Source organism: Methylibium sp. Root1272 (assembly GCF_001425905.1).
GTDB lineage: Bacteria > Pseudomonadota > Gammaproteobacteria > Burkholderiales > Burkholderiaceae_C > Methylibium.
Window position 1 is genome coordinate 693463 of record NZ_LMDY01000001.1, and the last position, 16689, is coordinate 710151.

Here is a 16689-nt window from a genome sequence, read left to right on the forward strand (position 1 = left end):
GATGGATTTTCGCCGATCCGGGTCGAACCGGCGTCGCGGCGCGCCAGGGCGGGCCGGTTGCGGCTACTTCTTGGCGCCGGTGGTCGCCGAGAACAGGCTCTCGGTCTGCTTGTGCATCTGCTCCTGCATCTGCACGAACAGGTTCTTCGACTGGTCGAGGTAGCTGCTCATCAGGCCCTGCATCATCGGCGCCTGCACGTTCATGAACTGCGCCCACAGCTCGGGGCTGTAGGCCTTGCCGGTGCTCAGGCCCGACTGTTCCGCGAAACGGCTCTGCATCTCGGTGAAGGCCTGGATGTTCTTCTCGAGGTAGGAACCCAGCAGCCCCTGCATCGTGTGGCCGTACAGGCGGATGATGTGCGCCAGCACCGGCGTCGTGAACATCGGCATGCCGCCGGTCTCGGCCTCCAGGATGATCTGCAGCAGGATGCTGCGCGTCAGGTCCTCGCCGGTCTTGGCGTCGCGCACGACGAAGCTCTCGTTGTCGAGGACCATCTGCCGCACGTCGGCCAGCGTGATGTAGCCGCTGGTCTGGGTGTCGTACAAGCGCCGGTTCGGGTACTTCTTCAGAATCCGAAGGCTGCCGGCGGCGTCCGGGGCTTCGTCGGCCGGGGCCGTCGTGCTGCGCGGAGACCGGACTTTCGCTTGCGTCATGGGATCCTCTCCTGAGAAGGATTCCCATTCTAGGAGGCGGCCGCCAGCGGCCCCGGAGGGTTTTCCCGCCGCGCCGCAGCAAAAAAGTGCGGTGGGCGGTCGCTGGCGAGCTACTGGTGGTTCGGCGGCGTGATCTTGAAGCGCTTCATCTGCCGATAGACCGTGGCCCGGCAGACCTTCAGATCCTGCGAGGCCAGCGTGATGTTCCACTTGTTGCGCTTGAGCGAGCTGAGCAGCCGCTCGGCGTCGATGTCGTCACCGCCCGCCGCCATCGCGATGCCTTCATCGCCCAGCCGTGCCTGCAACTGCAGCGGCCGGCCATGGCCCAGGCGCTGCATGCCGATCTCCTGCGGCAGGTCATCGACCGTCACCGGCCCGTCGCCGCTGATCGCCAGCGCGAAGCGCAGCACGTTGCGCAGCTCGCGGATGTTGCCCGGCCAGCTGTAGGTCAGCAGCAGTTCCATCGCCTCGGCGGAAATGCCGGCATGCTCGGTCAGGCCCTTGGCCTCGTCGTTGAAGACCGACTCGATGAGGTAGCGCTTGTCGGCGCGCTCGCGCAGTGCCGGCAGCGACATCGTCGCGCCGCACAGGCGGTAATAGAGGTCTTCGCGGAAGGTGCCCGCGGCCACGCGATCGCGCAGGTCGCGGTGGGTCGCGGCGACGACGGTGAAGTCGACCGGGATCGGCCGCTCGGCACCCAGCGGCAGCACCTCGGATTCCGACAGCACGCGCAGGAAGCGCGTCTGCAGGTGCAGCGGCATGTCGCCGATCTCGTCGAGGAACAGCGTGCCGCCGTGGGCCTGCAGGATCAGGCCCTTCATGCCCTTGCTCTTGCCGCCGGTGAAGCTGCCCGGCGTGTAGCCGAACAGCTCGCTCTCGATCAGCGACTCGGGGATCGACGCGCAATTGACCGCGACGAAGGGCATGCGCGCGCGCGAACTCGACTCGTGCAGCGCCTTGGCGAACACCTCCTTGCCGGAACCGGTCTCGCCGTGGATCAGGATGTTGACCTTGCGGTCCACCAGGCGCTTGGCCTGCACCAGCAGGCGGTCCATCGCCGGGTCGCCGCCGGCCAGCCGGTCCAGCGCCGGGAAACTGTCGGACGACCGCGCCACGGTCGACACCGCGACCGGCCGATCCGTCAGCAGCGAGGTCAGCGCACCCTTCTCGCGCGGCGCGACCACCGTCGCGTAGTAGTGCTCGCGCGGCTCGGAGCAGGTGACCGACACGTCAAGGCCGGTGCCGGCCCGTGCGATGCGCCAGATGGCTTCCATCGGCGTGGCGAACACCTCCGACAGCGAGCGGCCGACCAGCGCACCGCCCTGGCGGCCGCGCGCCGACGGCCACAGCTTGGCGCGCGCGCCGGTGTTGGCACCGACGATCAGGCCGTCGTCGTCGAAGGCCAGCATGGTGTCGCCAGACACGTCGACCAGGCCGCAGGACTTGCCGAGACGCAGGATCCAGTTCTTGCGGAAGTGGCGCAGGAAGTTCGCGTCCTCGATCATCTGCGCGTACATCGACGTGAGATGGAACACGAGGTGCTGGCTGTCCTTCGCGCGCGGCGAGCGCAAGGCCGACACGTCGAACACGGCCAGCAGCTTGCCGTTCGGGTCGAACAGCGGCGCGGTGGTGCAGGTCAGCCCGATGTGCGTCGCGTCGAAGTGCTCGGCCTGATGGCAGGTGATCGGGGTCTGCTCGATCAGGCAGGTGCCGACGCCGCAGGTGCCGGCGTGAGCCTCGTTCCAGTCCGCGCCGAGGTAGAGGCCCGCGGCGCGCAGTTCGCTGTCCCAGGCCGGGTTGCCGATGTAGTCGACGGTGATGCCGGCGGCGTCGGTCAGCAGCAGCATGTAGCCGAGGTCGGCCACGCGCCGGTACATGTCTTCCATGCCGGAGCGCGCGACACGCAGGAATTCCTCGATCTGCTGCTGGTGCTCGCGCACCTCCTGCGACGGCAGGATGCGCGCCGGGGTCGGCCGCGAGGGGTCGAGCCCGTAGTCGTTGACGCAGCGGGCCCAGGACTTGTAGACCCGGCTCTTTTCGGAGGCCTCGTCGATGGGGTTGGTGACAACCGACACCACGTTGTCGATGTGCTGCGTGCGCTCAGAAATCATTCGTCACCTCCGATAGCTTCTGCCGTTGGCTTGCGCTGGCTGAAGTTCTTCTTCTTGTTCGATGATCACCCGACCGCCGTGGCCCGTGCCACAGCGGAAACCCCCGGGATTCATGGGGCGCGCCACGCGAAAAGCGCGTCCCGGACACACCGGCGGCCGCTGCACGCGCTGCAGCGACCGCCCCTGGAATAGCACGCGGCATGCCCGTCCGCGTTCCATCGGTGGCGTCACGGTCGTTCTCCTGCGCGGGCCTCACGACAAGCCGTTCCCGCACCCGGAAATGCTGCGACACATGTCGCATTCCGGCCTCTGTCTGCGACACATGTCGCAGCGCGTTCGCGGGCGCACAAACGGCTCGATGGAATTTCATCGCCGCCCTGCATTGACAGTCGCTCACGCCGGCTTCCACAATGAAGACTGCTCCGGGGTGCACGCAGTTCTGCGTGCTGAGACGGTTATCCGAACCCGCGAACTTGAACCGGTTAGTACCGGCGGAAGAAGAGCTCTCACTCCAGCGGCGTCACCCCTTCCCGGGTGGGCGTCTTCATGGGGCGACCTTCGGAGCAACCACTCTCACGAAGGAGCCCCTCGATGAACGCCCCCGACAAGATCGCCACCCTGCTCTCGCTGACGCGCGAGCCCTTCCCCGCCTCGCGCAAGTCCCATCTGCAAGGTTCGCGCAGCGACCTGCGCGTGCCGATGCGCGAAGTGACGCTGACCAACGGCGAGACGGTCTCGCTGTACGACACCTCGGGGCCGTACACCGAGCCCGGCGTCGCCATCGACGTGAAGCGCGGCCTGCCCAGTGTGCGCACGCCCTGGCTCGACGCGCGCGCCGACACCGAGGTCTATGCCGGCCGCCTGCACCAGGCGCTGGACGACGGCGCGAAGCACGAGGATCGCGAGGCGCAACGCATCGAGCAGTTGCGCCTCGACGCCGCCGCGCTGCAGCGCCCGCCGCGCCGTGCCAGGGCCGGCGCCAACGTGACGCAGATGCACTACGCGCGACGCGGCATCGTCACGCCGGAGATGGAGTACGTGGCGCTGCGCGAGAACGGCAAGCGCGAGTGGATGCGCGAGTACCTCGGCGATGCCTCGCGCGAGCAGCGCCTGCGCGGCAACCCGATGGGGGCGCAGATCCCCGCCATCGTCACGCCCGAGTTCGTGCGCGACGAGGTGGCGCGCGGCCGCGCCATCATCCCGGCCAACATCAACCACCCCGAAGTGGAGCCGATGGCGATCGGCCGCAACTTCCTGGTGAAGATCAACGCCAACATCGGCAACTCGGCCGTCACGTCGAGCATCGAGGAAGAAGTGGAGAAGCTGGTGTGGGCGATCCGCTGGGGCGCCGACAACGTGATGGACCTGTCCACCGGCCGCAACATCCACACCACGCGCGACTGGATCCTGCGCAACTCGCCGGTGCCGATCGGCACCGTGCCGATCTACCAGGCGCTCGAGAAGGTGGGCGGCGTGGCCGAAGACCTCACCTGGTCCATCTTCCGCGACACGCTGATCGAGCAGGCCGAACAAGGCGTCGACTACTTCACCATCCACGCCGGCGTGCGCCTGCCCTTCATCCACCTCACCGCGGACCGCCGCACCGGCATCGTCTCGCGTGGCGGCTCGATCATGGCCAAGTGGTGCATCTCGCACCACCGCGAGAGCTTCATCTACGAGCACTTCGAGGACATCTGCGACATCATGAAGGCCTACGACGTGAGCTTCTCGCTCGGCGACGGCCTGCGCCCCGGCTCGGCCGCCGACGCCAACGACGAGGCGCAGTTCGCCGAACTGCGCACGCTGGGCGAGCTGACCCAGGTGGCCTGGAAGCACGACGTTCAGACCATGATCGAAGGCCCGGGCCACGTGCCGATGCACATGATCCAGGCCAACATGGACGAGCAGCTCAAGCACTGCCACGAGGCGCCGTTCTACACGCTGGGGCCGCTGACGATCGACATCGCGCCCGGCTACGACCACATCGCCAGCGCCATCGGCGCGGCCATGATCGGCTGGTTCGGCACCGCGATGCTGTGCTACGTGACGCCCAAGGAGCACCTGGGGCTGCCCGATCGCGAGGACGTGAAGCAGGGGATCATCGCCTACAAGATCGCCGCGCACGCGGCCGATGTCGCCAAGGGCCACCCCGGCGCCCGCGCCCGCGACGACGCACTGTCCAAGGCGCGCTTCGAGTTCCGCTGGATGGACCAGTTCAACCTCTCTCTCGACCCCGACACCGCGCGCGACTTCCACGACGAGACCCTGCCCAAGGACGCCAGCAAGGTGGCGCACTTCTGCTCGATGTGCGGGCCGAAGTTCTGCTCGATGAAGATCACCCAGGAGGTGCGCGACTACGCCGCGCAGCGCGGCGTCAGCGAGACGCAGGCGCTCGGGGCCGGCATGGCCGAGAAATCGAGCCAGTTCCGGCAGGCCGGCGGCGAGATCTACATCCCGCTGGCCGTCGACAGGGGCTGAACGCCATGCCCTTGCTCGATCTCGGCATCGCCGGCGCCGGCCTGCTGGGCCGGCTGCTGGCCTGGCGGCTCGCGCGCGCAGGCCACCGCGTCAGCGTGTTCGATCCGGCGCCCGGCCCGCAGCCGCGCTTCGATGGCCAGGGCGCCGCGGCCTTCAGCGCGGCCGGCATGCTCAGCCCGCTGGCGGAACTCGACAACGCCGGCCCGGAGATCGCGGCGCTCGGGTGGCGCTCGATCTCGCTGTGGCGCGACATCGTCGCCGTGCTGCCCGATCCGCCCGCCTTCGGCCAGCTCGGCAGCCTGCTGCTCGCTCATCGCAACGACCTCGCCGCGGCACAGCGCGTGCTGGCGCGCCTGTCCGCGGCTCCCGGCGCAACCGCGTCACCGCTGTCGGCGCCGCAGCTGGCCGACATGGAGCCCTCGCTGCAGCCGCCCGGCCATGCCTGGCTGCTGCCCGGCGAGGCACAGATCGAACCGGTGAAGGCGATGTTCTCGCTCTACCACCATGCCCCCGGCGTGCAGTGGCACTGGGGCTGCCGCGTCACCATGCTGCATGACGGCGCGCTGCAGGTCGACGGCGCCGAGTCCGGCTGGCGACGCTTCGACTCGGTGTTCGACGTGCGCGGCCTCGGCGCCCGCCCCACGCTGCCGCTGCGCGGCGTGCGCGGCGAGACGGTGTGGCTGCATGCGCCCGGCCACGGCCTGCTGCGGCCGGTGCGGCTGCTGCATCCACGGCACCGCGTCTACCTGGTGCCACGGCCGGGCGACATCGTGCTGCTCGGCGCGACCGAGATCGAGAGCGAGGACCGCTCGCCGATGTCGCTGCGCAGCGCGGTCGAGTTGATGGCGGCCGCGCACAGCGTCATGCCGCTGCTGGCCGAGGCTCGCATCCTGCGGCTCGATCGCAACCTGCGTCCCGCGCTGCCCGACAACCAGCCGCACACCGAAGTCACGCCGCACAGGGTGGCCCTCAACGGCCTGTTCCGCCACGGCTGGCTGCTGGCGCCGGCCCTGGTGGAGGATGCACTGGCCGCCTGGGCACGGCTGCGCGCCGACGCGGCGCTGCCCGGACCGGAGATCGAGCGATGAGCGGCCTGCCAGCACACAAGGACGCGATGGTGACGGTGCACCTCGAGGGCCGCGGCTGCCGGCTCGCACGCGGCAGCACGCTGGCCGACCTGCTGCGCCTGCTCGGCCACGCGCCCGAGGCCATCACCACCGCCGTCAACGGCGAGTTCGTCGCCCGTGCCCTGCGCGCCGGCCACGTGTTGCAGGACGGCGACGAGATCCTGCTGTTCCAGCCCATCGTCGGCGGCTGAGCCGACCGACCGGGCGTCCGTCCACACGACGTTTTCCCACGAGGACCTCCCCATGCTCCAAGCGACCCTGGGCGCCCCCCCGCCCGCCGACATGGCCGAAGACGACCCCTGGCAGGTCGGCGGCGTGCGCCTGCACAGCCGCTTCCTGCTCGGCACGGCCGGCTACCCTTCCCCGGTCGTGCTGCAGGGCGCGCTGCTGGCGGCCCGCACGCAGGTCGTCACCGTCGGCCTCAAGCGCACGCTCGCGGCCGCCGGCGACAACGGCTACATCGCCACGATCCGGCAGACGCTGCGCGACACCGGCGCGCGCCTGCTGCCCAACACCGCCGGCTGCCGCACCGCACGCGAGGCCGTGCAACTGGCGCACATGGCACGCGAGCTCTACGACACGCCCTGGCTCAAGCTCGAGGTGGTCGGCGACGAGCACACGCTGCAGCCCGATCCGTTCGAGCTGCTGGCCGCCGCCGCGCAGTTGGTGCGCGACGGCTTCACCGTCTTTCCCTACTGCACCGACGACCTCGTCACCTGCCGCCGCCTGCTCGACGCCGGCTGCCCGCTGCTGATGCCCTGGGGCGCGCCGATCGGCTCGGGCCAGGGCCTGCTGAACCCGTTCGCGCTGCGCACGCTGCGCGAGCGCCTGCCCGACGCCACGCTGATCATCGACGCCGGCCTCGGCGCGCCCTCGCATGCCGCGCAGGCGCTGGAGCTGGGCTTCGATGCGGTGCTGCTCAATTCCGCCGTCGCGCACGCCCGCGAACCGGTGGCGATGGCACGCGCCTTCCGCCTGGCGATCGAGGGCGGCCGCGCCGCCTGGCGCGCCGGCGTCATGGCGCGCCAGGATTTCGCGGTTGCCAGCACGCCGGTCACCGGCCAGCCCTTCACGCTGCCGGACCCGCCCGCCGACGCTCAGGCCCTGCGGCCGGCCACGCCATGACGGCGGCCCACGCGGCGCGCCCGGTCGTCTGGAGCATCGCCGGCACCGACAGCGGTGGCGGCGCCGGCCTCAGCGCCGACCAGCGAGCAGCCGACGCCTTCGGCGTGCATCTCTGTCCGGTGGTGGCGGCCGTCACCGCGCAGAACTCGCTGGCGGTCACGCGCATCGAGCCAGTATCGCCACTCGCGCTCGAGGCGCAGCTGCAGGCGCTGGCCGACGACCTGCCGCCGCAGGTCGTGAAGACCGGCCTGCTCGGCGGCGTCGAGCACGTGCGCCTCGTCGCGCACTGGATCGACCGGCTGCGGCGCCGCCATCCGGTCGCGCTGGTGGTCGACCCGGTGCTGGCGGCCAGCACCGGTGCCGCCTTCGCCGACGCGTCGATGCTCGCCGCCTACCGCGAGCTGCTGCTGCCACGCGCGACGCTGATCACGCCCAACCGCCGCGAGGCCGCGGCGCTGCTGGGCCAGCCCGAGGCAGGCCTAGCCGGCTTGCCGACGCAGGCCCTCGAATTGCGCCGCCGTGGCGCGCAGGCGGTCTGCATCACCGGCGGCGACGCCGCCGACCTGGACGGCCGGGTGCTGGACTTGATGGCCACCGAGCAGGCCGACGGCTGGCTGGCCGCGCCGCGCATCGCCACCGAGCACCACCATGGCAGCGGCTGCACCTTCGCCACCAGCGCGGCGGCGGCGCTGGCGCTCGGCTTCGTGCCGGCCGACGCAGTGGTGTTGGCGAAGATGGCGACCGGCCACGCGCTGCGCCACGGCCACCCGGCCGGCGCGGGTCGCGGCCCGGTGCGGGCCACATCCGGCTTCGCCGCCGACGCGAGCCTGCTGCCCTGGCTGTCCTGGGGCGCATCGCCGACGTTCGCCCCGCCCGGCGAGCCGGACGCGCCGCGCGCCTCGCTCGACCTCTACGCCATCGTCGACAGCGCCGCGCGTGCGGAGCAGGTGCTGGCCGCCGGCGCACGCACGCTGCAGCTGCGCATCAAGACGCCCGCTGCCCCCGACGCGGCCTGGCAAGCCGCGTTGCGCACGGCCCTGCAGCGCAGCATCGCCGCCGCCCGTGAGGCCGGCGCGCGCCTGTTCGTCAACGACCACTGGCAGCTCGCTGCCGAGCTGGGCGCCTTCGGCGTGCACCTGGGCCAGGAGGACCTGCTGGCGCTCGGCGACGACGGCCGCGCGCGGTTACGGGCCAGCGGGCTGGCGCTCGGCATCAGCTCGCACAGCCTGTGGGAGCTGGCCCGTGCGCGCTCGATGGCGCCCTGCTATGTCGCCTGCGGCCCCGTCTGGCCCACGCTGACCAAGGCCATGCCGTGGCGACCCCAGGGCCTGGACAACCTGGCCTGGTGGTGCGCGATGGCCGGCCTGCCGGTGGTCGCGATCGGCGGCATCCTGACCCCCGAGCAGGTGGAAGCGGCCGCGCGTTGCGGCGCCGACGGCGTGTGTGCGGTGCGCGTGCTGGGCGACGATCCGGCGCGCGTGCTGCCGCAGCTGCAGCGTGCGCTGCAGGCCGGCCGGCAGGCCGCCACACCGTCGCCGGTGCCCGCGCTGCCGCACCCTTCACTCGCCGCGAGCGTCGCACCCCCGCCGTCCTGAGCGACGCGCGTCGCTGCGACAGGTGTGTCTCGCACCGATGCGCCGGTGCGACACCGGCCCGCCGTGCGCCGCGGCGGGCCGCCCGCAAGGGCGAGATTGTGGTGGCGCCACCACGAAAGCGCGCCTGCCACCCGGGGCTGTTGTCGCGTTGGCCATGGGCATGGCGATTGCACCTTCAGCCCGCCTGCAGACAGACAGGTGCGGCCCGCGCCCCCGTGGGTCGACGAACGAGTGCATCCACCCCAAGGAGACAAACCATATGAATGCATTGAACGCGATCTCGCTCAGCGTCGGCCTCTGGGTCGGCATCTGGTGCTTCGCCACGCTCGGCTACCTGGAGCCCAAGGTGATGACCTGGATCACCTTCCTGACCTGGGCGTCGTTCTACGCTGCCGGCGGCGGCAAGGCCGGCCTGGTGAAGGCGATCGCCAGCGCCTTCGCCGGCACGCTGATCTCGGCGGCGATCGTCTGGCTCAACGGCCAGCTCGGCGGTGGCGTGCAGGGCGTGGGCCTGCTGATCTTCAGCCTGCTGCTCGCGGTGCTGGGCTGGGCGCTGTGCCAGCTGTCGAAGGTCGACCTGTTCAGCTTCATTCCCGGCGCCTTCATCGGCGCGGCGTCGTTCTTCGGTGCCGGCGCGCCGCTCGACGGCAAGCTGGGCTGGGTGCTCGTGTCCATCGTGTGCGGCGCCGTGATGGGGCTGATCTCCGAGCGCATGGGCCAGGCGATGACCGCCAAGGCACCGGCCTGAGCCGCGCCGGCATCGCTCGATGACAACCCGCGGCGGCGGCACGACGGCGTGCCGGCCGCTGCGGCTTCCCCGCCCCTCCGGAGACCGCCCGTGACGCGCCTGACCCTCAAGGGCACCCCCGTCTACACCGAAGGCCACCTGCCGGTGGTCGGCCACGAGGCCCCCAGGTTCACGCTGACGGGCAAGGACCTGGTCGACGTCGGACTCGAGCAGTTCGGCATGCAGCGCAAGCTGCTGAGCATCGTGCCCAGCCTGGAGATGCCGACCTGCGCCGCATCGCTGCGCCGCTTCAACGACCACGCGCGCCAGGCCCCCGGCACCGTGGTGCTGTCGATCTCGCACGACCTGCCGTTCGCCACCCAGAGCCGCATCGACGCGGCCCAGCTCGACCGCGTGGTCGCGCTGTCGCTGTTTCGCAGCCCGCATTTCGCGCGTGCCTACGGCGTCGACATCGTCAGCGGCCCGCTCAAGGGCCTGACTGCGCGCGCGGTGCTGGTTCTCGACGGCCACAACCGCGTGCTGCATGCGCAGCTCGTGCGCGAGATCACCGACGAGCCCGACTACGCGCTGGCCGCCGCCGCGCTGACCCGAAGCTGCTGACCCGAAGCCGCCGAGCGCGACCGATGCGCCGGCGCGACGGCTGTCGCATCGGGCCTGTCACACCTGTCTCGCTGCGACGCCGCAGCGTCTGCGCCGGACCGCACCGCTGCAGGGCAAAGCCAGCATTGGCGCGGGCTGCAGCCCGATCAGCGTCAGCAACCCCGGCATGGCACGCGGCTTGCGCTGAAGGCCGCATAACCAAATCTGGAGACTTCCGAATGTCCGCTCCCGGAGCGACCCCGGCGCCTTGCATCGGCATCATCGCCAACCCGGTGTCGGCGCGCGATATCCGCCGCATCATCGCGAACGCCGGCAACCTGCAGATCACCGATCGCGTGAGCATCGTGATGCGGGTGATGAGCGCCGCCGGGGCGATGGGCGTGAAGAAGGTCCTGATGATGCCGGACAACGGCGGCATCCGCGCCATGCTGACGCGCAACCTCAAGCGCGAGCACGAGATGCACCACGCCTTCCCCGAGCTCGAGTTCCTGGACATGGAACCGACGACGACGGTGAACGACACCTTCACTGCGGCGCGCCTGATGCGCGCGGCCGGCGTGCGGGCGATCGTCGTGCTCGGCGGCGACGGCACCCACCGCGCGGTGGTGCGCGAATGTGCCGACATCCCGATCGCCGGGCTGTCCACCGGCACCAACAACGCCTTCCCCGAGATGCGCGAGTCGACCATCACCGGCATCGCGGTCGGCCTCTATGCCTCGGGCCAGTTGAGCGACGCGCAGGCGCTGATGCCGAACAAGCTGCTCGAGGTGTCGATCAACGAAGGCGAGCGGCGCGACATCGCGCTGGTCGATGCGGTGATCTCGACCGACCGGTTCATCGGCGCCCGCGCGGTCTGGAAGACCGAGAGCCTGACCGCCGCCTACCTGACCTTCGCCGAGCCGCAGGCGATCGGCCTGTCGGCCATCGGCGGGCTGCTGCAGCCGGTCGGCCGGCGCGACCCGGGCGGCCTGGCCATCCAGCTCAGCGAAGACCCGGCAACACGCAAGCTCCAGCTGCTGGCGCCGATCGCGCCGGGCATGGTGCGCCCGGTCGGCATCGCGCATTGGGAAACCATGCCGGCCGGCCAGCCCTTCACCGTGGCGCTCGACGCCGGGGTGGTGGCGCTCGACGGCGAGCGCGAGCTGACCTTCGACGCCGGCGACCGCGTGCAGATCACGCTGCGCGAGAACGCTTTCCCCACGGTGGACGTGGCCCGTTGCATGCAGCTCGCTGCGAGCGAAGGCCTGTTCCGCCTCATGACCCACCCAGCCTAGATAGGAGACAACACCATGGCAGGCAAGAACCCGTTCCCTCTGAGCAAGGAAGCGCTGCTGAAGTGCTATCGCTCGATGCGCACGATCCGTGATTTCGAGGAACGACTGCACGTGGACTTCAGCCGCGGCGACATCCCCGGCTTCGTGCACCTGTATGCCGGTGAAGAGGCAGGCGGCGTCGGCATCATGAGTCACCTGGGCGACGGCGACCGCATCGCCTCCACGCACCGCGGCCATGGCCACTGCATCGCCAAGGGCGTGGACGTCGTCTCGATGATGAAGGAGATCTACGGCAGATCGGGCGGCTGCGGCAACGGCAAGGGCGGATCGATGCACATCGCCGACCTGTCCAAGGGCATGATGGGCGCCAACGGCATCCTCGGCGCCGGCGCCCCGCTGATCTGCGGCGCCGCGCTGGCGGCCAAGTTCCGCAAGAAGAACGAGGTCGGCATCTGCTTCGTCGGCGACGGTGCCTCCAACCAGGGCACCTTCCTCGAGAGCCTGAACCTGGCCGCGGTGTGGACCCTGCCGGTGATCTTCGTGGTCGAGAACAACGGCTACGCCGAATCGACCTCGCGCGACTACGGCACGGCGGTGGACAGCTACGTCGACCGCGCCTCCGGCTTCGGCATGCCCGGCATCACGGTGGACGGCACCGATTTCTTCGCGGTCTACGAGGCCGCCGGTGAAGTGATCAAGCGCGCCCGTGAAGGCGGCGGCCCCTCGCTGCTCGAAGTGAAGATGGTCCGCTTCTACGGCCACTTCGAAGGCGACGCGCAGACCTACCGCGCGCCGGGCGAGCTCGACGACATCCGCACCAACCAGGACTGCCTGCTGAAGTTCAAGGCGCACGTCACGAAGGCCGGTGTGATCAGCGCTGCCGAACTCGAGGCGATCGACAAGGAAGTGGCCGCGCTGATCGAGGACGCCGTGAAGCAGGCCAAGGCCGCCCCGCTGCCCACCGCCGCCGACCTGCTGACCGACGTGTACGTGTCGTACTGACGCGCGCGTCCACCACAAGATACCCGAACAGACCCAGGAGACATTTCATGGCCAGAAAAATCAGCATGAAGCAGGCGATCAACGAGGCGATTGATCAGGAAATGACGCGCGATCCCTCGGTGATCATGCTCGGCGAAGACATCGTCGGCGGCGCCGGCGGCCAGGGCGAGATGGATGCGTGGGGCGGCGTGCTCGGCGTAACCAAGGGCCTGTACGCCAAGCACGGCGACCGCCTGATGGACACCCCGCTGTCCGAGAGCGCCTACGTCGGTGCGGCCGTCGGTGCGGCCGCCTGCGGCATGCGCCCGATCGCCGAACTGATGTTCATCGACTTCATGGGCGTGTGCTTCGACCAGATCTTCAACCAGGCCGCCAAGTTCCGCTACATGTTCGGCGGCAAGGCCGAGACGCCGGTGGTCATCCGCGCGATGGTCGGCGCGGGCTTCCGCGCCGCCGCCCAGCACAGCCAGATGCTGACGCCGCTGTTCACCCACATCCCCGGCCTGAAGGTGGTGTGCCCGAGCACGCCCTACGACACCAAGGGCATGCTGATCCAGGCGATCCGCGACAACGACCCGGTGATCTTCTGCGAACACAAGAACCTGTACGGCATGGAAGGCGACGTGCCCGAGGCCTCGTACGCCATCCCGTTCGGCGAGGCGAACGTGGTCCGCGACGGCAAGCACGCCACCATCGTGACCTACGGGCTGATGGTGCACCGCTCGCTCGACGCGGCCGCCACGCTGGCCAAGGAAGGCGTCGAGGTCGAGATCGTCGACCTGCGTTCGCTGTCGCCGATCGACATGGACACGGTGCTGGACAGCGTCACGAAGACCGGCCGCCTGATCTGCGTCGACGAAGCCAGCCCGCGCTGCAACATCGGCACCGATGTGGCGGCCCAGGTCGCGATGCAGGCCTTCGGCGCGCTGAAGGCCCAGATCGAGCTGGTGTCGCCGCCGCACGTGCCGGTGCCGTTCTCGCCGACGCTGGAAGACCTGTACATCCCGTCGGCCGCCCAGGTGGCCGACGCCGTGCGCCGCACGATGAAGGGGAAGCACTGATGGCTGGCATCACCCCCATCGTCATGCCCAAGTGGGGCCTGTCGATGTCCGAAGGCACCGTCGTCGCCTGGCTGGTCGACGTGGGTGACGAGATCGAGGTGGGCACGCCCATCCTCGACGTGGAGACCGACAAGATCGCCAATGCGGTCGAGGCGCCGGACCCCGGCGTGCTGCGCCGCAAGGTGGCCAACGACGGTGAACTGCTGCCGGTGAAGGCCCTGCTCGGCGTGATGGGTGGCAGCGACGTGAGCGATGCCGACATCGACGCCTACATCGCAGCCTACGTGATGCCCGCGGCCGACGAGGACGACGAGGCCAACGCCGGGCCGGCCTACCTGTACGCCGATGTCGACGGCACCCGCATCCGCTACGCCCGCAAGGGCGCGGAAGACGGCACCCCGGTGCTGTTCATCCACGGCTACGGCGGCGACCTGGACAACTGGCTGTTCAACATCGACGCCATCGGCGAGAAGAACCCGGTGATCGCGCTCGACCTGCCCGGTCACGGCCAGTCGGACGCCAAGCTGCCGGGCACGAGCATCGAGGCGCTGGCGGACTTCGTCGCGCGCTTCATGGGGGTCATCGACGTCGCTCAGGCGCACGTGGTCGGCCACTCGATGGGCGGCGCGATCGCGTCTCAGCTCGCGCTGTCGCACCCGAAGCGCGTGGTGTCGCTGGGCCTGATCGCCAGCGCCGGCCTCGGCCCGGACATCAACAACGGCTACACCGAGGGCTTCGCCAACGCCGCGTCGCGCCGTGACCTGAAGCCGGTGCTGGAGCAGCTGTTCAAGGACCCGGGACTGGTGAGCCGCCAGATGATCGACGACGTGCTGAAGTACAAGCGTCTCGATGGTGTGAGCGAGGTGCTGGCCGCGCTGGGTCGTGGCCTGTTCGCAGCCGGGCGCCAGGCTTCGCAGCCCGGCCTGCAGCTCGAGTCGACCGGCAAGCCGGTGCTCGTGGTCTGGGGTCGCGACGACCAGGTGGTGCCGGCTGCCCATGCCGGCAACGCCCCGGCCGGCGCGACGGTGGAGGTGTTCGACGACGCCGGCCACATGGTCCAGATGGAACGGGCCAACGACGTCAACCGGCTGCTCAAGCAGCATGTGGGCGGCTGAGTCGCACCACGCCGCACCGATGGTCGAACCGTCGGTACGGCGCCCGTTCACCCTGCTCGACGGCGCGCCCGCCGACAGCGATGGCGTGGCCATCGAGCAGGCGCTGCTGCAACGCGCGGCCGAGGGCGTGGCGGTGGCGCACGTGTGGGAGGCGACACCCGGTTTCGTGGTGCCGGCCTCCTACAAGCGCTTCGATCGCTTCGAGGCCGCCTGTGCCAGCTTTGCAGCGCAGGGCCTGCCGGTGCAGCTGCGCTGCTCGGGCGGTGGACTGGTCCCGCAGGGGCCGGGCATGGTGAACCTCAGCCTGGCGTGGCGCACCCACGCCGCCATGGGTTCCGCCGCCGATGCGGTGTACATGGCGCTGTGCCGCCTGTTGCAGGCGAGCGCAGCCACCTTCGGCATCGTCGCGACGCCGCAGGCGGTGTCGGGTTCGTTCTGCGATGGCCGCTACAACCTCGCGGTGAATGGTCGCAAGGTCGCCGGCACCGCGCAATACTGGCGGCGCGCCAGCGCATCCGAGCAGATCGTGCTCGCCCATGCCTGCCTGCTGGTCGATGCCGATCTCGACACGCTGACCCGCCATGCGAATGCCTTCGAGGCCGAGATCCGCAGCGACCGCGTCTACCGCAGCGATGCCATCACCAACCTCGCCCGCGGCGCCGGCGGCCCGGTACCGGCCGGCGGCACGCGCCGCCGCATCACGCCGCCGCATGTCGTGAGGCTGCTGCAACAGAGCGCCAGCTCCAGCATGGTGCTGTGCTGACACGGAGCTTGTCATGACCTACGACCCGCTCACCAAGCAGAAGGCACAGGCCAAGACGGCGCGCATCCCGATCAAGGTGGTGGCCGCGGAGGTGCTGAAGAAGCCCGAGTGGATCCGCGTCAAGGCCGGCAGCCCCAGCACCCGCTTCTACGAGATCAAGCAGATCCTGCGCGAGCACAAGCTCCATACCGTCTGCGAGGAAGCCAGCTGGCCAAGCAGAAGGCACAGGCCAAGACGGCGCGCATCCCGATCAAGGTGGTGGCCGCGGAGGTGCTGAAGAAGCCCGAGTGGATCCGCGTCAAGGCCGGCAGCCCCAGCACCCGCTTCTACGAGATCAAGCAGATCCTGCGCGAGCACAAGCTCCAYACCGTCTGCGAGGAAGCCAGCTGYCCCAACATCGGCGAATGCTTCGGCAAGGGCACCGCCACCTTCATGATCATGGGCGACAAGTGCACCCGGCGCTGCCCGTTCTGCGACGTCGGCCACGGCCGCCCCGACCCGCTCGACCCCGAAGAGCCGCTGAACCTGGCCAAGACCATCGCCGCGCTCAAGCTCAGCTACGTGGTCATCACCAGCGTCGACCGCGACGACCTGCGYGAYGGCGGCGCGGCCCACTTCGTCGAGTGCATCCGCCAGGTGCGGGCCCTCTCGCCGGCCACCCGCATCGAGATCCTCACGCCCGACTTCCGCGGCCGCGCCGACCGCGCGCTGGAGATCCTGAARGCCGCTCCGCCGGACGTGATGAACCACAACCTCGAGACCGCCCCGCGCCTGTACAAGGAGGCCCGGCCCGGTTCGGACTACCAGTTCAGCCTCGACCTGCTCAAGCGCTTCAAGGCCTTCGCCCCMGGCGTGCCGACCAAGAGCGGCATCATGGTCGGGCTGGGCGAGAGCGACGAGGAGATCCTGCAGGTCATGCGCGACATGCGCGCACACGACATCGACATGATCACCATCGGGCAGTACCTGGCGCCCAGCGGGCACCACCTGCCGGTGCGGCGCTACGTGACGCCGGAGGCCTTCAAGCGCTTCGAGG

At 70.0% G+C, this 16689-nt stretch carries 16 protein-coding genes and 1 riboswitch; of the genes, 14 read left to right on the forward strand and 2 right to left on the reverse strand.

Annotation, left to right across the window (positions count from 1 at the left end; translation table 11 throughout):
• Positions 1 to 63 precede the first annotated feature (63 nt).
• Positions 64 to 654 carry a polyhydroxyalkanoate synthesis repressor PhaR gene (phaR, locus tag ASC67_RS03270; RefSeq protein ID WP_156466634.1) on the reverse strand — a complete coding sequence of 197 codons (591 nt, stop codon included), beginning with the start codon at positions 652 to 654 and terminating at the stop codon, positions 64 to 66.
• Positions 655 to 764: 110 nt separating this feature from the next.
• The gene (locus ASC67_RS03275; RefSeq protein ID WP_056315021.1) at positions 765 to 2765 is read right to left on the reverse strand and encodes a sigma-54-dependent Fis family transcriptional regulator; all 2001 of its coding nucleotides are present in this window, start codon (positions 2763 to 2765) and stop codon (positions 765 to 767) included.
• A gap of 413 nt (positions 2766 to 3178) precedes the next feature.
• Positions 3179 to 3282, forward strand: a riboswitch (TPP riboswitch).
• Between the two features lie 74 nt (positions 3283 to 3356).
• Between ASC67_RS03275 and thiC the strand changes: the two genes are divergently transcribed.
• The 14 genes from thiC to lipA form a co-directional block, all read left to right on the forward strand.
• Positions 3357 to 5243, forward strand: coding sequence for a phosphomethylpyrimidine synthase ThiC (gene thiC / locus ASC67_RS03280; protein ID WP_056315023.1), 1887 nt, complete (start codon positions 3357 to 3359; stop codon positions 5241 to 5243).
• Positions 5244 to 5248: 5 nt separating this feature from the next.
• Positions 5249 to 6331 (forward strand): FAD-dependent oxidoreductase, encoded by a 1083-nt coding sequence (locus tag ASC67_RS03285; protein WP_056315025.1) that lies wholly within the window; start codon positions 5249 to 5251, stop codon positions 6329 to 6331.
• On the forward strand, positions 6328 to 6561 hold the full coding sequence (thiS, locus tag ASC67_RS03290; protein ID WP_082535793.1) for a sulfur carrier protein ThiS: 234 nt from the start codon (positions 6328 to 6330) through the stop codon (positions 6559 to 6561). Before ASC67_RS03285 ends, thiS begins: the two co-directional genes overlap by 4 nt.
• Positions 6562 to 6613: 52 nt before the next feature.
• Complete coding sequence (locus tag ASC67_RS03295) at positions 6614 to 7495, forward strand: thiazole synthase (protein ID WP_082535794.1); 882 nt, start codon at positions 6614 to 6616, stop codon at positions 7493 to 7495.
• Positions 7492 to 9090: a bifunctional hydroxymethylpyrimidine kinase/phosphomethylpyrimidine kinase gene (thiD, locus tag ASC67_RS03300; RefSeq protein WP_056315027.1), complete on the forward strand. Its 1599-nt coding sequence runs from the start codon at positions 7492 to 7494 to the stop codon at positions 9088 to 9090. The genes ASC67_RS03295 and thiD overlap by 4 nt, the downstream gene beginning before the upstream one ends.
• 259 nt (positions 9091 to 9349) lie before the next feature.
• Entirely contained in the window at positions 9350 to 9838 is a 489-nt protein-coding gene (locus ASC67_RS03305) for a DUF1097 domain-containing protein (RefSeq protein WP_056315030.1), read from the forward strand.
• A gap of 90 nt (positions 9839 to 9928) precedes the next feature.
• Positions 9929 to 10438 carry a thiol peroxidase gene (tpx, locus tag ASC67_RS03310; protein ID WP_056315032.1) on the forward strand — a complete coding sequence of 170 codons (510 nt, stop codon included), beginning with the start codon at positions 9929 to 9931 and terminating at the stop codon, positions 10436 to 10438.
• A 218-nt stretch (positions 10439 to 10656) separates the two neighbouring features.
• Positions 10657 to 11712 carry an ATP-NAD kinase family protein gene (locus tag ASC67_RS03315; protein ID WP_056315033.1) on the forward strand — a complete coding sequence of 352 codons (1056 nt, stop codon included), beginning with the start codon at positions 10657 to 10659 and terminating at the stop codon, positions 11710 to 11712.
• Positions 11713 to 11727: 15 nt separating this feature from the next.
• Positions 11728 to 12714 carry a thiamine pyrophosphate-dependent dehydrogenase E1 component subunit alpha gene (locus ASC67_RS03320; RefSeq protein ID WP_056315036.1) on the forward strand — a complete coding sequence of 329 codons (987 nt, stop codon included), beginning with the start codon at positions 11728 to 11730 and terminating at the stop codon, positions 12712 to 12714.
• Positions 12715 to 12761: 47 nt separating this feature from the next.
• Positions 12762 to 13775 carry an alpha-ketoacid dehydrogenase subunit beta gene (locus tag ASC67_RS03325; protein ID WP_056315037.1) on the forward strand — a complete coding sequence of 338 codons (1014 nt, stop codon included), beginning with the start codon at positions 12762 to 12764 and terminating at the stop codon, positions 13773 to 13775.
• Positions 13775 to 14890 (forward strand): acetoin dehydrogenase dihydrolipoyllysine-residue acetyltransferase subunit, encoded by a 1116-nt coding sequence (locus ASC67_RS03330; RefSeq protein WP_056315039.1) that lies wholly within the window; start codon positions 13775 to 13777, stop codon positions 14888 to 14890. Before ASC67_RS03325 ends, ASC67_RS03330 begins: the two co-directional genes overlap by 1 nt.
• Before the next feature lie 19 nt (positions 14891 to 14909).
• Complete coding sequence (locus ASC67_RS03335) at positions 14910 to 15653, forward strand: lipoyl protein ligase domain-containing protein (protein WP_235566201.1); 744 nt, start codon at positions 14910 to 14912, stop codon at positions 15651 to 15653.
• A gap of 13 nt (positions 15654 to 15666) precedes the next feature.
• Entirely contained in the window at positions 15667 to 15930 is a 264-nt protein-coding gene (locus ASC67_RS03340; protein WP_056315043.1) for a hypothetical protein, read from the forward strand.
• Positions 15846 to 16689: lipoyl synthase (gene lipA / locus ASC67_RS03345; RefSeq protein WP_056315165.1), on the forward strand; the 844-nt coding region annotated here is incomplete at its 3' end. The genes ASC67_RS03340 and lipA, both read left to right, overlap by 85 nt.

Bases quoted from the DNA above. Each gene is read 5' to 3' on its own strand.
- ASC67_RS03335 (WP_235566201.1), top strand. From the start codon at position 14,910: ATGGTCGAACCGTCGGTACGGCGCCCGTTCACCCTGCTCGACGGCGCG.
- ASC67_RS03285 (WP_056315025.1), top strand. From the start codon at position 5,249: ATGCCCTTGCTCGATCTCGGCATCGCCGGCGCCGGCCTGCTGGGCCGG.
- ASC67_RS03275 (WP_056315021.1), bottom strand. From the start codon at position 2,765: ATGATTTCTGAGCGCACGCAGCACATCGACAACGTGGTGTCGGTTGTC.
- phaR (WP_156466634.1), bottom strand. From the start codon at position 654: ATGACGCAAGCGAAAGTCCGGTCTCCGCGCAGCACGACGGCCCCGGCC.
- ASC67_RS03305 (WP_056315030.1), top strand. From the start codon at position 9,350: ATGAATGCATTGAACGCGATCTCGCTCAGCGTCGGCCTCTGGGTCGGC.
- thiS (WP_082535793.1), top strand. From the start codon at position 6,328: ATGAGCGGCCTGCCAGCACACAAGGACGCGATGGTGACGGTGCACCTC.
- ASC67_RS03315 (WP_056315033.1), top strand. From the start codon at position 10,657: ATGTCCGCTCCCGGAGCGACCCCGGCGCCTTGCATCGGCATCATCGCC.
- ASC67_RS03340 (WP_056315043.1), top strand. From the start codon at position 15,667: ATGACCTACGACCCGCTCACCAAGCAGAAGGCACAGGCCAAGACGGCG.
- thiC (WP_056315023.1), top strand. From the start codon at position 3,357: ATGAACGCCCCCGACAAGATCGCCACCCTGCTCTCGCTGACGCGCGAG.
- ASC67_RS03320 (WP_056315036.1), top strand. From the start codon at position 11,728: ATGGCAGGCAAGAACCCGTTCCCTCTGAGCAAGGAAGCGCTGCTGAAG.
- ASC67_RS03295 (WP_082535794.1), top strand. From the start codon at position 6,614: ATGCTCCAAGCGACCCTGGGCGCCCCCCCGCCCGCCGACATGGCCGAA.
- thiD (WP_056315027.1), top strand. From the start codon at position 7,492: ATGACGGCGGCCCACGCGGCGCGCCCGGTCGTCTGGAGCATCGCCGGC.
- ASC67_RS03330 (WP_056315039.1), top strand. From the start codon at position 13,775: ATGGCTGGCATCACCCCCATCGTCATGCCCAAGTGGGGCCTGTCGATG.
- ASC67_RS03325 (WP_056315037.1), top strand. From the start codon at position 12,762: ATGGCCAGAAAAATCAGCATGAAGCAGGCGATCAACGAGGCGATTGAT.